This is a genomic window from Exiguobacterium sp. SH3S1 (genome assembly GCF_004337105.1).
GTDB lineage: Bacteria > Bacillota > Bacilli > Exiguobacteriales > Exiguobacteriaceae > Exiguobacterium > Exiguobacterium aurantiacum_A.
The window spans coordinates 1-17,529 of the sequence record NZ_SJUW01000001.1 but is presented as its reverse complement, the minus strand read 5'-3'; the positions used below and the strand labels follow the sequence as shown (position 1 = coordinate 17,529).

Here is a 17,529-nt window from a genome sequence, read left to right as displayed (position 1 = left end):
CCGACTGTAACGTTTATGGATGCTTAGCTATGGGAACAATATACACATGTCGTCAAACGCATCGAGGTTGAGAGGTGGAGTTCACACTGCCTCACCCTCAAGATGTAGACATGATTCATAAACCAGTAGGGGGAAATGATTATGACAGACACGCTTAAAGTAACGACACGAGAATTACGACCACGTTCGGTTCGAACAAACTTACGTAAAGAAGGAAAAGTACTTGGTGTCGTTTACGGCTACAAAGTCGAAAGCACACCAGTCGCGTTTGAAGAAATGGCATTGCGCAAGATTCTCCGGGAACACGGTGACAACGCCTTGATCGAACTCAACATCGACGGCAAGAAAGTAAACACACTCGTTCACGGGACGGAAGTTGACCCGTTCACGAACACATACAAGCACGTCGAGTTCATGGCAGTCAAAATGGATGAGGCAACTGAAGTTGAAGCAGACGTCACACTCGTCGGCGACGCGAAAGGTGTCAAAGAAGGCGGCTTCTTGTCGCAAGCACTCTATAAAGTCACTGTTTCGGCAACACCTGCTAACATCCCAGAGCGGATCGAGCTCGACGTCAGCGAGCTAGGGATCGGTGACTCACTCACAGTTGCTGATATTCCGAAGAATAAAGATTACGAAATCTTATCTGAAGGCGATCTTCAAATCGCATCAGTGAACGAGCCGGTAGCAGTCGAAGAAGAGGAAACTGAAGGTGAAGAAGCTTCAGCTCCAGAAAAATCGACTAAAGCATCGACTGATGAGACGACAGAGTCTTCTGAGAAAGAATAATTGGTTTCATGCGGCCCTTTACGAAGGGTCGCTTTTTTTAGTCACAAATCCGACAAATGTAACCGATTACGATGTGAAAAGTATGTCAACAGTTCGAATGGGCAGTTGCAAAAATGTCGCTCCGGGCTTATATTGTTAATGATTTCACATGTTTGTTCTTATTATATGGTTCATTTAAACAGAAAGAAGGGTTTGTGACATGGCATCAATGGAAATCCATGCACTCGAATCATTACGGAAGAAAGCACAGGCTTCCTCAGCGATGATTCACTATCGGCCGATGGAATATTTTTTACGGGCAATGCTCGCGGGGATTTTTATCGGGTTCGCATCAATCTTCACATTAAAAGTCGTCAACGGCATGTATCTTGTAGATTCACCATTTACGACGCTCATCGGGGGATTCTCGTTCGGGATCGCGCTCGTCATGATCATCTACGGAGGCGCTGAACTATTTACCGGGAATACGATGTATTTTACGACTTCAACGATGCGTGGCTATACGACGCTGAGTGATACGATGCTCGTCTGGTTGCTTTGCTTCGTCGGGAACGCGCTCGGCGGCATTCTTTTCGCCTTGTTGCTCGCGCCGACTGGAGTCATTCAAGAGCTCGGCATGAACAACTGGTTATTTGCCGTCGTCGAGAGCAAGATGCATCATACGACAGTCGAAATCTTTTTTAGAGCCATCTTCTGTAACTGGATGGTCTGTCTCGCCATCTTCTTGCCGAAACAAATGAAAAATGAATTTGCCCAAATCTTCTCGATGATCTTCCTAGTGGCCGTCTTCTTCGCTTCAGGGTTTGATCACGTCATCGCCAACTTCGTCTTGTTCGCACTCACACTCGTTGTTCCGCATCCAGAAGCAATCAGCTTTGCTGGAGCCATCCACAACTTGATTCCGGCTACGTTCGGAAACATTATCGGAGGCGCGTTATTCATGGGAGCGATCTATACATGGTTGAACGCTAAAGGATTGCGTGAAGCACAAGAGTCAGAGCAAGAAGAAGTCGAACTGAAAATCGTCAAGCCAGCCAAAGAAGTATGACATACATCACGAAGCGCACAGTCGAGCCCACATCAGGGATTCGGCTGTTTTTTTACGTTCGGGATCGGTTGCAACTGTCACAATATCGACGTGCCTCAAATCGATAAAACGTGACATAATCTATATATAGAATTTTTATCGGTTATCAGCCGTTAAATAATCAATATATAGCGAGGTGATGCGGAGTGAACATGCTCCAGCTTTATAATGATGTCTGTGTGCTACCAGATCAAGATTTGATCCAAGAGAACGCCAACGTCGACGGGAAGTCGCCACTCGGCAAACTAGCGCGCTTATCTTCAGAAGTGTCAAAACAATTATCGACCACGTACCTATTGTCGGAACGGTCACGTCTAGCGATCCGTGATAACTACTTGTATGTGCATGATGCCGATTACTATGTGACCGGATCGACGACGTGTTGTCAAATCCCGCTCGGAGAGTTACTCGCGAACGGGTTCCACACCGGACACGGGACGATTCGTCCCCCGCAGGACATTCGTTCGGCGCTGGCGCTCGCCTCGATCATTCTTCAAGCGAATCAGAACATGCAGCACGGGGGACAGGCGTTCCCGATGTTTGACGTCGATCTCGCTCCTTACGTCGAGAAGACGTATGAACGTCAACTCGAGCGGTTGAACGGATTACCGATTGAGCTGACGGTGGAGCAAAAACAGCAGATCGCTGAAGCGGAAACCGTCTCGGCGACGTACCAGGCGTGCGAGGCGTTCATCCATAACGCCAACTCGATGCACTCGCGCGGCGGCGGTCAAGTTCCGTTCGTGTCGATCAACTACGGCACCGACACGAGTCGGTGGGGACGAGTGTTTATCCGCGAGTTGTTAAAAGCGACAGAGCGAGGGTTAGGCAACGGGGAGACGCCGATTTTCCCGATTCAAATCTTCAAAGTAAAGGAAGGCGTCAATTTCAATGACGGGGACCCGAACGTCGATTTGTTCCGCCACGCATGCCGCGTGACGGGTAAGCGGTTGTTCCCGAACTTCTCGTTCGTCGATGCGCCGTTCAACCTTCAGTACTATGACGGGACACATGCTTCGGAAGTTGCCTACATGGGCTGCCGGACGCGGGTGATGGGAAACCGTCATGGGGCAGAGACGTCGATCGGAAGAGGTAATTTATCGTTCTCGACGTTGAATTTAGTGAAGATGGCACTCGTGTCATCCGATATCGAGTCATTTTATAAGACGTTGGATGGATTCGTTGACATCGCCATCGAGCAATTGCTCGAGCGCTTCGACTATCAATGTAAGCGACATGCGGACGAATTCCGCTTTCTTTATGCGCAGCATGTCTGGCGGGGGAGTGAGACGCTTTTGCCTGAATCGGAATTACGAGACGTGTTAAAACAAGGGACGTTGTCGCTCGGATTCATCGGTCTCGCCGAAGCGCTACGTGTCCTCGTTGGCGGGACGCACGTTGAATCAAGAGAAGCAGAACGTCTCGGGCTTGATATCGTGACCCATCTCGCGAACCGGATGAGGCAGGCGGCGGACGATCATGATTTAAACTTTTCGCTACTGGCGACGCCGGCCGAAGGATTGTCCGGGAAGTTCGTGTTAAACGATCAACACGATTTCGGGATGATCGCCGGTGTGACCGATCGCGCGTTTTACACGAATTCGTTCCACGTCCCGGTTTATCAACACGTCTCAATCCGGGACAAGGTTCGAATCGAGGCGCCATACCACGCCTTATGTGACGCCGGACATATTACGTACGTCGAGGTCGACGGTTCGCTCGCCCATAACCCGGAAGCGGTTGAATCGATCGTGCGGCTCATGCGGGCGCATGACGTCGGCTATGGCTCGATCAATCATCCGGTCGATCGTTGCGGGAGTTGCGGTCTAGAAGGGATCATCGACGAGTCGTGTCCGACGTGCGGGGAACGAGATCAGATCGAGCGGATCCGTCGTATCACCGGTTATTTGGTCGGGACGATGGATCGATGGAACTCGGCAAAACGAGAAGAAGAACGAGCGAGGGTGAAACATCATGCGCGTCCTATCCGTACTTGAAGAATCGGTCGTAGATGGTCCGGGCATTCGAACCGTGATTTTTACAGCGGGCTGTCCGCATCGTTGCCTGGGCTGTCACAACCCTGAATCGTGGAATCCGCGAGGCGGTCGCGACATCTCGGTCGAAGAGTTGTTAGACCGTGTCGAGACGGCCGCATGGGAAGGTGTGACGATATCGGGCGGTGAACCGTTCCTGCAACCGGCTGAGCTGTCGGAGGTCGTGCGCGGTTGCAAGACACTCGGGAAGAACGTCTGGATCTATACTGGCTACACGTTCGAGGCGCTACAACAGCTAGAAAATGAGGACATCGACACCGTCCTTGACCACGCCGACGTCCTCGTCGACGGGCGTTTCGAGCAGCCGCTCATGGACCGCTCGCTCCGTTTCCGGGGGTCGAGCAACCAGCGGATCATTTTTCTGAACAAAGCATGATCGGGGCGACAACGCCCCGATTTTTTGTATACTAACAAAAAAGGGGGAAATCATTATGAAATGGTGTAGCTATGAAGTCGAAGGGGAGACAAGAGTCGGGGTGGTCGAAGGGGACCGAGTATATGACGTCAGTGATCAACTACATACGAACTCATTGTTAGAAGTGATTGCTCGCGAATTCGAGCCAGATATCGATTTAGACGTCGCAAGCGTACGATTGCTCGAAGACGTCAAACTGCTCGCACCTTACCGACCGCTGAAAAATGTCATCTGCATCGGTAAAAACTACGAGGAGCACGTGAAAGAGATGGATACGGCGGGAGCCGGTAAGCTCGTCATCTTCACGAAAGCACCGACCTCGGTCGTCGGTCCTGACGCCATCGTCGAGCGTCATGCAGCGCTTACCGACCAACTTGACTATGAGGGCGAGCTCGCCGTCATCATCGGAAAGTCAGGACGCGACATTCAAGACGTCGAGGACCACATTTTTGGGTATACCATCATTAACGATATTACGGCACGAGACGTGCAAAAACAGCACGTCCAGTTTTTCCGCGGCAAGTCGTTCGACACGTTCTGTCCGTTCGGACCATTTATCGTCACGCCGGAAGAACTCGAGTTTCCACTGTCAATCCGCACAGACGTGAACGGCGAAAACCGTCAGCTCGGATCGACGGATGACATGATCCGGCCGATCGATGAACTGATTCGGACGCTCTCAACAGGGATGACGCTCGAAGCGGGTGACATCATTGCGACCGGGACGCCAGCCGGGGTCGGACATGGGATGAAGCCACCAGTCTACCTCCAGTCCGGAGACCGGGTCGAAGTGACGATTTCCGGGCTTGGCACGTTACGGAACGACATCGTCTGACGAAATTGACGCAAATTGTGAAGAATCTTGTAATCGTTCCGTCAATTCCATGAAACGGTGCCGGCTTCTATTATACTCAGGGTAGAAGTTAGAGGAAACATCATTGAGGAGATGACATGTTATGGAACGAAATGATCGGCCAAATGAACAAAATCGACATGAAGATTGGTTAGATACAGAGCTAGGTTCGTCAAAGCGGGCGCCTGAGCCTCCGCAAGCAGAACAAGTCACTCGGCCCTCTTTCATGAGCCGGATGTTCCCAGGGTTCATCGGCGGCGTCGCCGGGGCGTTGTTGACCGGTGCGATTGCGTTACCGTTTATCGATCAAGCACCTGACGTCACGTCGAATACGAATGTGACGCCAGACGGGACACCTGTCCAAACTTCATCGAACATCAAAGACACATCGGTCACCAATGCGGTCGCGGTGGCACAACCGGCCGTCGTGACCGTGAACAACTTCGCGGCGAGCGGATTCTCGAACGAAGCGGTCGAAGCGGGTGTCGGATCAGGGGTCATCTATAAAAAAGAAAATGGCTCGGCTTACATCGTCACGAACCATCACGTCGTCAATGGCGCCGACCGTCTGACCGTCACGTTCAACGACGGTTCAACTGCTGATGCGAAGCTCATGGGAAGCGATGCGACGTACGATTTGGCCGTGCTCGAAGTCGACGCGGACAACGTATCGTCTGTGATTAAGATCGGGAAATCGAGCGAATTGAAACCGGGGCAGACGGTCATCGCCATCGGTAACCCGCTCGGACAGTTTGAGAACTCGGTCACACGCGGGATTGTCTCTTCGACGTCGCGTCTCGTACCGGTCGATACGGACGAGAACGGACAAGCGGACTTTAATGCCGAAGTCATCCAAACGGATGCGGCCATCAACCCCGGTAACTCTGGTGGGGCGTTGATCAATGAATCCGGTCAGTTGATCGGGATCAACTCGATGAAAATCGCGACCGATTCTGTCGAAGGGGTCGGCTTCTCGATTCCGGTCGACATCGCGTTGCCGCTCATCAATCAAATTGAGCAGACCGGCGAAGTGAACCATCCGTCGCTCGGTGTCTCATTGCGTGACGTTAATGAGTTCCCGCCTGGTTATTTGACTGAACAGATCAACCTACCGGAGTCGGTGACGGCCGGGACGATTATCGTCGACGTGCAGGCGAACAGTTCGGCGGCGGCAGCGGGCCTTGAGGCTCGTGACGTCATCGTCAAAATCAACGATCAACCCGTGTCCTCGTTCATCGATTTGCGGAGCGAATTGATTCGTGACACGGACGGCGTCGTCACGATTGAGTACGTCCGGGACGGCAAGACCGAAACGGTCGATGTCGAGATTCAAAATGCGAACGGAGACGCGTTGTAAAGATGGGCACGATGCCCATCTTTTTTGTTATGCTTAGAAAAAGGAGGGGATAACGTGATTCGTAAGTTATACGGTGTGTTATTTTTAGGGGCCGGCATCATGCATTTCGTTCAAGAGCGCGCCTTCATGTCGATTATTCCGAAATCATGGCCGTTTAAGCGCTTCATGGTACAGGCTAGCGGTGTGATTGAAGTCGTCTATGGCGTGTTGTTGCTCTTAAACAAAGGGACCGGCTTCGTCAAGAAGACGTTGCCAGCTTTTTTGATTGCCGTGTTCCCGGCAAACATCAATATGGCACTCAAACCATCCCGGATCGGGGGCAAGACGTTACCAAAATGGGTGACATGGGGTCGACTGCCGCTGCAATGGGTGTTGATCAAAGGCGTCAAGAAACTGTGACTACATAACGGGGGAATCAATCATGACTACGAACGTACTGAACTGGTTCGAGCATTTTCATGCTCATCCGGAAGTGAGTTGGAAAGAAGAAAAGACGACGAAGACGATTGCGGACATCTTGGCGTCATGGAACGTGCGTCACGAGACGTTTGACGACGTCACGGGTGTCATCGCTGAAATCGGCACCGGTGCCGACGTTATCGCCGTCCGAGCCGATATCGATGCCTTATGGCAACAAGTCGACGGAGAGTTCAGGGCCAACCATTCGTGCGGCCACGACGCCAACATAAGCATGGTGCTCGGCGCGCTCGAGCTGTTAAAGGACGAGGCGCTCTCGAAACGGATCCGCTTTATCTTCCAACCGGCGGAAGAACAAGGTAACGGCTCGCTCGCGATGATCAATAAAGGGGCACTTGACGATGTCAGCCACTTGTACGGCATTCATTTGCGCCCGCTCGAAGAGCTGAAGCGCGGCCAATACGCCGCTGCGATTCAACACGGCGCCGCTTTGTTCTTGAAAGGACGGATCATCGGGGACGATGCCCACGGTGCGAGGCCACACCAAGGTCAGAATGCGCTCGACGTTGTCTTCACGATCCAACAGATGTTGAAAAGCATCTATCTGTCGCCGTTTGAGCCGCATTCGATCAAGCTGACCGGTGTCCAGGCAGGAAGTGACAACATAAATATCATTCCGGGCAACGCCACGTTCTCGATTGACGTGCGGGCCCAGCAAAATAAAGAACTGCTCGAGCTTCGTGACCGTCTCGAGACGATGTTGCATCAAATTAGCGTGCTGCATGGCGTCGAGATCGAGTTGGAATGGCAAGACTTCACGCCGGGTGCCGAGATCGGGAAACACTCGAGCCGGATCGCAGCGGAAGCGATCATCGCACTCCATGGCGAGGACGCGCTCGTCAATCGCATCGTGACGTCAGGAAGTGACGATTTTCATTTTTACACGGTCGAGAAACCGGGACTCGATGCCACAATGATCGGGATCGGGGCAAATTTGACGCCGGGACTGCATCACCCGCAGATGACGTTCGACCGCGACGTCTTGCCTGAAGGGGCGGCTCTGCTCGCTGAGACGTTAAGACGAGCAGCAACGCTATGACAAAGTGAAACGAAATGGACGGGGCGTGAGCTTGCCGTCCATTTTTTTGTTGCCAACTTCTCATGTAAGCGTTATCATAATTTCATTAGCGACAATATAACGACAATTCTGAATTTTCGCTAACGGGGAGGAATTTACATGGAACTGCAGGGGAACAGGCAAGACATGAAGCTTGGTTGGGCGCTCTTACCGCTACTTGTCATGATCGGGGTCATGCTCGTCGCCATCGTCAAACTCGAGCAAGGGCCACACATCCCGCTCATCGTCGGGACGGCGACCGCTTCGCTTGTCGCGTGGCGTCACGGCTACAAATGGAAAGACATCGAGGAGATGATGTACAAGGGGATACGGCTCGCCTTGCCGGCGGTCGTCATCATCATCTTGGTCGGTTTGACGATTGGCGCCTGGATCGGGGGAGGCGTCGTCGCCACAATGATATATTTTGGGTTGAAGATCATCTCGCCGGCCTACTTCCTCGTGACGATCTGTCTCATCTGTGCGGTCGTTGCTTTGTCGATCGGCAGTTCGTGGTCGACGATGGGGACGATCGGTGTCGCCGGGATGGGCATTGGGCTCAGCATGGGGATTCCGGCGCCGATGGTCGCAGGTGCCGTCATCTCGGGCGCCTACTTCGGCGATAAGATGTCGCCGCTGTCGGATACGACGAACCTTGCGGCCGGTTTGACGCATACGAACTTGTTCGTCCACATCCGTCATATGCTTTATACGACGATTCCGGGACTCATCATCGCGCTCGGCGTCTATTGGTGGCTCGGGACGCGTTTCAATGATACGGCGACGAATCCTTCAGATATCGTGCAGACGCTCGGCATTTTGGAGGACAGTTTCGTCATCTCGCCTTGGTTGCTACTGATTCCGCTCGCGGTCATCGTGCTCGTCACGAAAAAAGTACCGGCTATCCCGGCACTCGTCGTCGGGATCGCGCTCGGCTTCCTGGCCCAAGTCGTCATTCAAGGCGGATCGCTCTCGGATAGCGTCGGTGCGCTTCAAAGCGGCTATGTCATCGACACCGGCAATGAGCTCGTCGATAACTTATTCAGTCGGGGTGGGCTCGACGCGATGATGTATACCGTCTCGATGACGATCGTCGCGATGACGTTCGGGGGGATTTTGGAGTATTCGGGGATGCTGCAATCAATCATGAACCAGATCGTCAAACTGGCGAAGACGGCCGGATCGATGATCGCGTCGACGATTCTCGCCGGGATTGCGACGAACGCGACGTGTTCCGAGCAATACATATCGATCGTCGTGCCGGCACGCATGTTTGCCGGGGCCTATGAGAAGATGGGGCTCCACTCGAAGAACTTGTCCCGGGCGCTCGAGGACGGCGGCACGCTGACGTCAGTGTTCATCCCGTGGAACACGTGCGGGGTGTTCATTCTCGGGACGCTCGGTGTCGGGGCGTTCGAGTACGCGCCGTACGCCGTGCTCAACTTCGTCGTCCCGGTCATCTCGATCATCTATGCGTTCACAGGGTTCACGATCGAACGGATCACGGTGTTGCAAGCAGAAACACAAGTCGAAGATCAAGCGGCATTATAAAAATTTCCCGGCCCTCTAGGCCGGGAAATTGAATTTATAGACGGCGCGGGGGCGGCCTTGGGCGTAACTCATTTCTTCACCGATGACACGGACGAGCTGGGCGTCGTGTAATTTTTTGATGAGCCGCTCGGTCGTCCGTCGCGAGACGTTCAAGTAGTCGGTCAGCTCTTTGGCGGTGAACTCGAGTTTGCGTTTCGAGAATCGGATGATCTTGCCGGCGTTGGCCGGGCTGATGCCGACTTGTTTGACGATATCGAACGCAACTTCTTCGGTCACACGGTAAGAAGTCACGTCGTCGCGTTTCGGGAAAGACAATCGCTTCGAGTCGTCAACGATGCGGACTCGTTCGTCGGTGGCGGCAGACAAGGCGATTTGTGCATGTTCGTAAGCTTGTTGGTATTGGGTGCCGTAGCCGATCCCGATTGAAGAGTCAAAAGACGCGGGGGCGAGCGTGTTTTCTTCGAGGGCGTTGATCGTCTCGCCTTTCGTCGTCAATAGAGCGGTCGAGGGACCGTCCGTCGTTTCGAGATGTCCGCCGATATAGTGAACCGTAGCCAAATGGTCGCGGAGCGCCTCGGAATCGGTATCGTATAAAATGATTGAAAATTGAGCGTTGTCCGCCAATAGTTGCCGAACACGTTGAATCAGTTGCTCGAGGTGGTATCGGATCGTACTCGGCGGCTCGATCATGAGCTGACTCTCGTAGCCTTGCTCTTGCAATTGGCGGTGGACACGCTCGATGCTCGTCAAGGCCAAGTTCGTTTGAGCGGGTTGTAAGTCCGCGTGAAACGCGAATACGTCTTGAAAGTCGACGTCAGGATGAATCTTCATTAAACGAGGTGGTGTCGTCACTGCGGGGAGGGACGATAAAATCGCCGCCAACCGTTTCGGCTCGATCACATCGATCGACACGTGTTCGAGGGAGACGGCACGAGTGAGCGCCGCCGACAGGAGCGTCGTCAACAGTACGGTCTCGTCTTGGACGACGTGGTGCGCCAGGCTCGAACTGAGATAAGGTAGCGCGTAGGAATAAGGGAACGACCCAGAGAAGAAGACGCCGTCGAACGAACCGAGCTGTTTGGCGATCGTGGCCGCCTCGTGCGGATGTTGATACGTATAGTAGGCGAAGCGAACGTCTTCATAATCGGGGGCCAGCGCCGTGATGGTAGCGACGAAGTCGGTTGAACCGACGATTGCTAAATGAAGCGACATGCGAAAACTCCTCCTTGCAATTTAGCGACTATTTAACGACAATATATACAATGAACTTTTAAATGTAAAGGAGCACTTATCATGAAACTAGAAAAAATAGAACTGTTTGCGATTGAACTACCGCTCAAAGTCCCGTTCATCGTCAGCTACCATCGCTATGACGTCATGCCGTCGGTGATTGTCAAGATGACGACCGAATGCGGTCTCGTCGGGTACGGTGAGGCGGTTGCCGACGAACACGTGACGGGCGAGTCGCTTGAGAGTACGATCAGTGTCATTCGCCACTTGCTCGGTCCACTGTTGATCGGACGGAACCCGATGCATCTAGAACGGATTCACGACGAGATGGAACGGGCCATCCGCGACGTTCCAGCGGCCAAGGCAGCGCTCGACATTGCTTGCCATGACTTGATTGGGAAGAAGCTCGGACAACCCGTCTACGAGTTGCTCGGCGGACGCTATCACGACGCTTTCCCGGTCACACACGTCTTAAGTATCGGTGAGCCTGAAGCGATGGCGGCGGAAGCGTCGGAACAGGTCGGAGCAGGTTACACGGCCGTCAAAATGAAAGTCGGCGTCGATGTCGCCTCGGACGTCCGTCGTGTCGAGGCAGTAAGGCAAGCGGTCGGTCCTGACGTCCCAATCCGTGTTGATGTCAACCAAGGCTGGGTAAACGCGGCGAAGACGCTGCAGGCGATGCGTAAGCTCGAACCGTTCGATATCGATTGGGTCGAGCAACCGGTCAAAGCCGACGATTTTGAAGGAATGCTCGAAGTCAAAGGCAAAATATCGGTCCCGCTTATGATTGACGAAGGGGTACGCGGTGTCGCCGACATGCGCCGCTTGACGATGATGCAAGCGGCGCATAAAGTGAACGTGAAATTGATGAAGTGCGGCGGCATCTATCCGGCGAAAAAACTCGTCCATATGGCTGAGATGTCCGGTATCGAGTGTCAAATCGGCTCGATGGTCGAATCTTCGATCGCCTCGAGCGCGGGCTTCCACGTCGCGTTCTCGAGCAAAATCGTTCAATCGGTCGAACTGACCGGCCCGCTCCGGTTCGCTACGGACGTCGGCAATTTGACGTACGATTTACCGTTCATCCGCTTGAACGACCGCCCGGGTCTAGGTGTCGACGTCGATGAGGACGTGCTCCGTCGCCTGACGACCGATTACTACGAAGTCGGAGGCGCCGATCATGTGGCACGGTGAATGCAAGGGACTTGAACTCGACGTTCGGCATCTGACCGATATGGACTTGACGGCCATCGAAGCGGTGCAACACACCGTGATTGCTGATCTGGCCGAAGGTAGCCATTACCAAGCGCTCACGACAAACGAATTCATGAAGCTGTTGTCGGATCAGACGATCATCGGCGCGTTCCATCAAGGGGTGTTGATCGCGTTTCGGGCGTTGCTCATCCCGCCGCTCGATGACGAACATTTAGGTCGTGACATCGGGCGGCGTGAGGATGAGCTCGATCGCATCATCTATCAAGAGGTGACGAACGTCGATCCGTCTTATCGGGGCTACCGTTTGCAGCAGCATTTAGGGAAGCTGTTGATGGAAGAATTGAGCCAAGACGAGCGGTTTGACCTCGTCTGTGCGACCGTCGCCCCGTTCAACATCCCGAGCTTGAAGGACAAGTTTGTCCTGGGCCTAAGAATCGGCGCCCTCAAACAAAAGTATGGCGGTAAACTTCGTTATATCTTTATGAAAGAACTGCATACGGGTTGGCGACCGTTAGGTGAGACGGCGTGGCTTGAGATGAGTGATACGGACGGCCAAGTCGAATTATTGAAGACGGGTTGGTACGGCACGGCGATGAAACGAGTCGACGAGACGTGGCTTATCCGATATGAACGGTAAAAATGGCCTGATCACATGGATCAGGCCAAACGTGTTTAGTCGAGGATGAACAAAATGTCTTCGGCAAACTTTCCATACGTCCGATCGCTCGGGTGGAACTGGTCGCTTGCGAGGTCTCGGGTGACGTCGCTCACGTACGCGAACGGATCGATCACGTCGATGCGGTACGTATTCCCAAGATTAGCCGCCGCAGCGTTCCAGTCGAGAATCAGCTGGTTGAACGCCTGTCCGTTCGTGTTCTCGGGGAACGGGTTGTAAAGCGCGATATAGACGATTTGAGCCGTGTCGTTCAGACCACGGATTTCTGCAAAGATATCATTTAAGTTTGCTTTAGCGTCCGTGACGACTTGTTCGATATCGACAGATTCGAAGTTATCGACGTTCTCGCCCCGGTTGAACAGGTCGTTGCCGCCGATCGTGAGCGTGATGTAGCGGGCGTTTTTGATTGTCCGCTGAACTTCCGGCTGAGCGAGCTGAGCGAGCAGGTCCTCGGTGCGTGCCCCCGATATGGCCAAGTTTTGTGTGCGGATATCTTGGTCTTCGAGAGCGGCGCTGACCGGTTGAACGTAACCGGCGCCTGACGTCGAACCGACGCCGCGTGTGATTGAATCACCGAGAGCGACGAAAATTTCGCCGTCTGGTTCAGGTCTCGTATCTTCGCTGACCGAGAGCGTACGCTCCGGCGGGTTGACGATGTCTTGATACCCAATCCAAAGACCAAACAAGGCCGTTGCCGTCAACAAGACAGAGCCGATTAAAAAGGCATACCATTTCCCATTTTTCATCTGATGACCTCACTTTCTATGTAACCATCATATCAAATATATTTGAACCTGCCCTATGTGAATGTTCGAATAGGACAGAAGCGGACGAGTCCGCTAGAATAGAGTTGAGGTGAGACGATGCAACCAACATTGAAAATAGACCATTTGACAAAAGTAATCGGGAAAAAAACGATCATCGACGATATCTCGTTCGATGTGTTTCCTGGGGAAGTGTTCGGCTTTTTAGGACCGAACGGTGCTGGTAAGACGACGACGATCCGGATGATCGTCGGCTTGATCAAACCGACGAAAGGGTCCGTCTCGATTTGCGGTTTTGGCGTCGAGCGCCAGTTCGTCCAAGCGATGAACCAGATCGGGGCGATTGTCGAGAATCCCGAGCTGTATAAGTTTTTGAGTGGCCGCGAGAACTTGAACGTGTTCGCGCGCATGTTACCGGGTATCACGGAGGCCCGGATTCAAGAAGTGATCGACCTCGTCGATTTGACGGCCCGGATCGATGACAAAGTGAAGACGTACTCGCTCGGGATGCGCCAACGGCTTGGAATCGCGCAAGCGATGCTCAACAACCCGCGTGTCTTGATTTTAGATGAACCGACGAACGGGCTCGATCCGATGGGGATCCGTGATTTGCGACTGTTTATCCGTCGCCTCGTCGAAGAAACCGGACTCAGTGTGCTCGTTTCAAGCCACATCTTGGCGGAAATTGAGTTGCTCGCTGACCGTGTCGCCATCATGTCGCGCGGCAAGATTGTGAAAGTCGGTACCGTTCAAGAGCTGATCAATGAATTGGCGTCGACGGTCGACGTTCACGTGGCGGACAGTTTTGAGGTGTTGCCGATTGTTCGTGGTTTTGAATCGATCGAACAGGCGGACGTCGTCGACGAACGGACGATCCGTGTCTCGATGAACTTAGAAGACACGGCCCGATTAAATCGTTATTTGCTTGATCGAGATGTGGAAGTCTTTGGTCTCGAACGACGTGTTCAGACGCTCGAAGAACTGTTTATCACATTGACCGGGGGTGACCACATTGTCTAATCCATCTTTACTCGGCCTGATTCGTAACGAAGTGTTGAAGATCCATAATAAACGACGACTATTGGTCGTCTCGGTCATCCTCGTCGTACTCGTCTCGATGTTCACGTACGCTAACTATCGTCAAATCGAGAAGCAACGTGAAGAGCAAGGGACGATCGACTGGCGTGTCGACCTGCAGCAAGAGATCGTCGATACGCAAAACCGGCTCGCCTCGGCGAACGTCCAAGACGAGTTCCGGCAAATCCTCGAGTTCCAAGTGCAACAAAATCAATACTACTTAGATAACGACATCAACCCGAGTTATCCTGGGGCGCCGACGTTCATGCGTGTCTTCTTCTCCCAAGGGACGACGCTCGTCCTGCCGCTGTTCATCATCGTTCTGATGGCAGACATCGTCAGCGGCGAGCATAACGACGGGACGATCAAGACGCTGTTGTCACGTCCGGTCCGGCGCTTTAAGATTTTGTTGGCGAAATGGATGACGACGCTGTTGTACACATCGATCCTCATCTTCATCACGGCGTTCGTCAGTTATGCCATTTCAGGGATCGTGCTCGGATGGGACGGTTGGACCGCACCGATTTTGACCGGATTCCAGGCCTCAGCGACCGGGACGTTCTCGACCGACTTCGTCCATACGCTGCCGATGTGGCAATACTTGCTCATGTCGGTCGGTCTATCGTGGTTCGTCGTGGCGGCCGTCGGTACGATCGCACTCATGATTTCGGTCCTCGTCAAAAATACGGCGACCGGGATCGGCATCATGATGGCCATCCTCATTTCGGGACCGCTCCTCACATCGCTCGGGTCGAACTGGGACAGCTCGAAATACTTGGTGAACGTCAACTTCGGTCTTAATAACTATCTCGAGGGACAAGCCCCGCCGATTGATGGGATGACGCTGCCGTTCTCGCTCATCGTCATTTTAGTTTGGACGCTCGCGGCGTTAGCGTACGCGTTTTATCACTTCACCCAAAAAGATGTCTATTAAATGAGAAAGTGTCACCATCCCGGTGGCGCTTTTTTTATACGGTTGAAAGCACTAAACAGGAAGACTGAATAGGTTAAATGTCTCAATAATTAGAATTGTCAAAATAATCAATAAGTTGGATATCTTAACTGTGGGAAACTATGTAAAGTAAGAGACACCACATAAGGAGGGAAACACATATGAAAAAAGTTTTATCGACATCATTGATCGCAGGCGTCTTACTCGTTCCACAATTCGCCGGGGCGGCAGAACTGAAGACAGGCACGTTGACAAAACCATCGACTGAGGCGCCGGCGACGATCGTCAAAGAGTTCGCCAAAGCGAAAGGAGAATTCAAGACGATCGAATCGAAGCGCGACAAAGTCGGACAAGTCGTCAAACTCCAACAGACGGTGGACGGTGTTCCCGTATTCGGAGGTATCGTCGTCGGAGTGGTCGACGAGGCCGGGCAATTGAAGACGGTCGTCGATGACACGAAACAACTGAAAGGACTACATAAATCGATCAAACTGAACGAACGAAAAGCGATCGCCCGCTATAAAGAACTTGTCGGTCATACAGGCGCCTACGAGCTCGAGCCGGCAGCGGAACTCGTCATCTACCCGAACAAAGGTGAAGCGGCTTATGCCTATGAGGTGACCGGGACGATCCTCGATGCTGAGGAACCATCACGTTGGACGTACTTCATCGATGCGGCGAGCGGCGAAGTGTTGAACAAATACAACCAGTTGGCCCACGCCAAACCGGCGAACGGCGTCACAGGAACGACGTTTACCGGAACGGGCATCGACGTGCTCGGACAGAGCCAAACGTTCAAGACGACGAAGAGCGGTTCATATTACTATTTACAAGACTCGACGCGCGGTAAAGGCATCTACACGTACGATGCCGGCAACCGGACACGTCTTCCCGGATCACTTTGGGCTGACGTCGACAACGTCTTGAACACGACGTATGACCGGGCCGCGGTCAGTGCGCACGTGAATGCGACTAAAACGTACGATTTCTTCAAAAACACTTACGGCCGCAATAGTTACGACAACAACGGGGCGGCCCTCAACTCGACGGTCCATTACAGCCGCAGTTACAACAACGCGTTCTGGGACGGCAGCAAGATGGTTTACGGGGACGGGGATGGACAGACGTTCACGTACCTCTCGGGTGCGCTCGATGTCGTCGCCCACGAGTTGTCACACGCCGTCACCGAGTACACGGCCGGCTTGATCTACCAGAACGAATCGGGTGCGATCAACGAAGCGGTGTCTGATATCTTTGGTACGGTCGCCGAATACAGTGTCGGATCGAACTTTGACTGGTTGGTCGGGGAGGATATCTACACGCCAGGCGTTGCGGGGGACGCTCTACGTTCGATGTCGAACCCGGCCGCTTACGGTGACCCGGATCACTATTCGGTGCGTTATACAGGAACGCAAGATAACGGCGGTGTCCATATCAACTCAGGAATCGTCAACAAAGCGGCCTACTTGTTAGGGAATGGCGGATCGCATTACGGTGTCTCGGTCCAAGGTGTCGGCGTCATGGAGATGGGGGACATCTACTACCGCGCCCTCACGGTCTACTTGACACCGACTTCGAACTTCTCGAGTCTTCGCCAAGCGGTCGTCCAATCGGCTAAAGACCTTTACGGTTCGACGAGCACACAAGCCGTTGCTGCCGCGAAATCGTTTGACGCGGTCGGCATCTACTAAGCTGAAAAACATCTCTTCCCACGTGGAGGGCACTGAAAAACTTCAAATAATTTTGAGCAGAGGAGCGTCATCCCGAATGGGATGGCGCTCCTCTGCTTTCATTGCCCTTCGAGCCGCCCTGTCCGGCACGCCGCTTTCCTGGGGGCGGTCAGCGAGCCGCATCGCGACGATGTCGCTGCTGGGTCTCGCCTTGCCCGCTGTTCCCCCGGGAGTCGGCGTGCCCTCGGGGCGACGCTGTACGTCCTTGCCGTTTCGGACTAAACTGGCTATAACTACACATCCTGGAG

At 53.3% G+C, this 17,529-nt stretch carries 16 protein-coding genes; 14 read left to right on the top strand and 2 right to left on the bottom strand.

Features of this window, described 5'->3' with window-relative positions; all coding sequences use genetic code 11:
- Positions 1-141 precede the first annotated feature (141 nt).
- The 9 genes from EVJ26_RS00080 (at position 142) to nhaC (ending at position 9,637) form a co-directional block, all read left to right on the top strand.
- Complete coding sequence (locus EVJ26_RS00080; protein ID WP_131458620.1) at positions 142-789, top strand: 50S ribosomal protein L25/general stress protein Ctc; 648 nt, start codon at positions 142-144, stop codon at positions 787-789.
- Between the two features lie 208 nt (positions 790-997).
- Positions 998-1,837: a formate/nitrite transporter family protein gene (locus EVJ26_RS00075; protein WP_070327936.1), complete on the top strand. Its 840-nt coding sequence runs from the start codon at positions 998-1,000 to the stop codon at positions 1,835-1,837.
- Between the two features lie 191 nt (positions 1,838-2,028).
- A complete protein-coding gene (locus EVJ26_RS00070) occupies positions 2,029-3,873 on the top strand; it encodes an anaerobic ribonucleoside triphosphate reductase (protein ID WP_131458621.1) in 1,845 nt (614 codons plus the stop codon).
- A complete protein-coding gene (gene nrdG / locus EVJ26_RS00065; protein ID WP_131458622.1) occupies positions 3,851-4,306 on the top strand; it encodes an anaerobic ribonucleoside-triphosphate reductase activating protein in 456 nt (151 codons plus the stop codon). The genes EVJ26_RS00070 and nrdG overlap by 23 nt, the downstream gene beginning before the upstream one ends.
- A gap of 55 nt (positions 4,307-4,361) precedes the next feature.
- On the top strand, positions 4,362-5,180 hold the full coding sequence (locus tag EVJ26_RS00060) for a fumarylacetoacetate hydrolase family protein (protein WP_131458623.1): 819 nt from the start codon (positions 4,362-4,364) through the stop codon (positions 5,178-5,180).
- A gap of 121 nt (positions 5,181-5,301) precedes the next feature.
- Positions 5,302-6,555 (top strand): S1C family serine protease, encoded by a 1,254-nt coding sequence (locus EVJ26_RS00055; RefSeq protein ID WP_083273957.1) that lies wholly within the window; start codon positions 5,302-5,304, stop codon positions 6,553-6,555.
- 54 nt (positions 6,556-6,609) lie between these two features.
- Positions 6,610-6,954: a DoxX family protein gene (locus tag EVJ26_RS00050; protein WP_173647363.1), complete on the top strand. Its 345-nt coding sequence runs from the start codon at positions 6,610-6,612 to the stop codon at positions 6,952-6,954.
- Positions 6,955-6,976: 22 nt separating this feature from the next.
- Positions 6,977-8,071, top strand: a complete 1,095-nt coding sequence (locus EVJ26_RS00045) for an amidohydrolase (protein WP_131469587.1) — start codon at positions 6,977-6,979, stop codon at positions 8,069-8,071.
- A gap of 165 nt (positions 8,072-8,236) precedes the next feature.
- Positions 8,237-9,637: a Na+/H+ antiporter NhaC gene (gene nhaC, locus EVJ26_RS00040; RefSeq protein ID WP_370246370.1), complete on the top strand. Its 1,401-nt coding sequence runs from the start codon at positions 8,237-8,239 to the stop codon at positions 9,635-9,637.
- Positions 9,638-9,652: 15 nt separating this feature from the next.
- Here the strand turns inward: nhaC and EVJ26_RS00035 are convergent, their stop codons facing one another.
- Positions 9,653-10,849 (bottom strand): HTH domain-containing protein, encoded by a 1,197-nt coding sequence (locus EVJ26_RS00035; protein WP_131469586.1) that lies wholly within the window; start codon positions 10,847-10,849, stop codon positions 9,653-9,655.
- An 81-nt stretch (positions 10,850-10,930) separates the two neighbouring features.
- On the opposite strand from EVJ26_RS00035, the gene EVJ26_RS00030 reads away from it, so the two are divergent.
- Together EVJ26_RS00030 and EVJ26_RS00025 are read left to right on the top strand one after the other, a co-directional pair.
- Positions 10,931-12,061, top strand: coding sequence for a mandelate racemase/muconate lactonizing enzyme family protein (locus EVJ26_RS00030; protein ID WP_131469585.1), 1,131 nt, complete (start codon positions 10,931-10,933; stop codon positions 12,059-12,061).
- Positions 12,048-12,719, top strand: coding sequence for a hypothetical protein (locus tag EVJ26_RS00025; protein ID WP_131469584.1), 672 nt, complete (start codon positions 12,048-12,050; stop codon positions 12,717-12,719). Before EVJ26_RS00030 ends, EVJ26_RS00025 begins: the two co-directional genes overlap by 14 nt.
- A 35-nt stretch (positions 12,720-12,754) precedes the next feature.
- Here EVJ26_RS00025 and EVJ26_RS00020 read toward each other — a convergent pair whose 3' ends face one another.
- A complete protein-coding gene (locus EVJ26_RS00020; RefSeq protein WP_131469583.1) occupies positions 12,755-13,504 on the bottom strand; it encodes a GDSL-type esterase/lipase family protein in 750 nt (249 codons plus the stop codon).
- Positions 13,505-13,621: 117 nt separating this feature from the next.
- On the opposite strand from EVJ26_RS00020, the gene EVJ26_RS00015 reads away from it, so the two are divergent.
- From EVJ26_RS00015 to EVJ26_RS00005, 3 genes are all read left to right on the top strand, one after another.
- Positions 13,622-14,542 (top strand): ABC transporter ATP-binding protein, encoded by a 921-nt coding sequence (locus EVJ26_RS00015; RefSeq protein ID WP_070327361.1) that lies wholly within the window; start codon positions 13,622-13,624, stop codon positions 14,540-14,542.
- On the top strand, positions 14,535-15,533 hold the full coding sequence (locus EVJ26_RS00010; protein ID WP_131469582.1) for an ABC transporter permease: 999 nt from the start codon (positions 14,535-14,537) through the stop codon (positions 15,531-15,533). Before EVJ26_RS00015 ends, EVJ26_RS00010 begins: the two co-directional genes overlap by 8 nt.
- A 179-nt stretch (positions 15,534-15,712) precedes the next feature.
- Entirely contained in the window at positions 15,713-17,242 is a 1,530-nt protein-coding gene (locus tag EVJ26_RS00005) for a M4 family metallopeptidase (protein ID WP_131469581.1), read from the top strand.
- Positions 17,243-17,529: the final 287 nt, after the last annotated feature.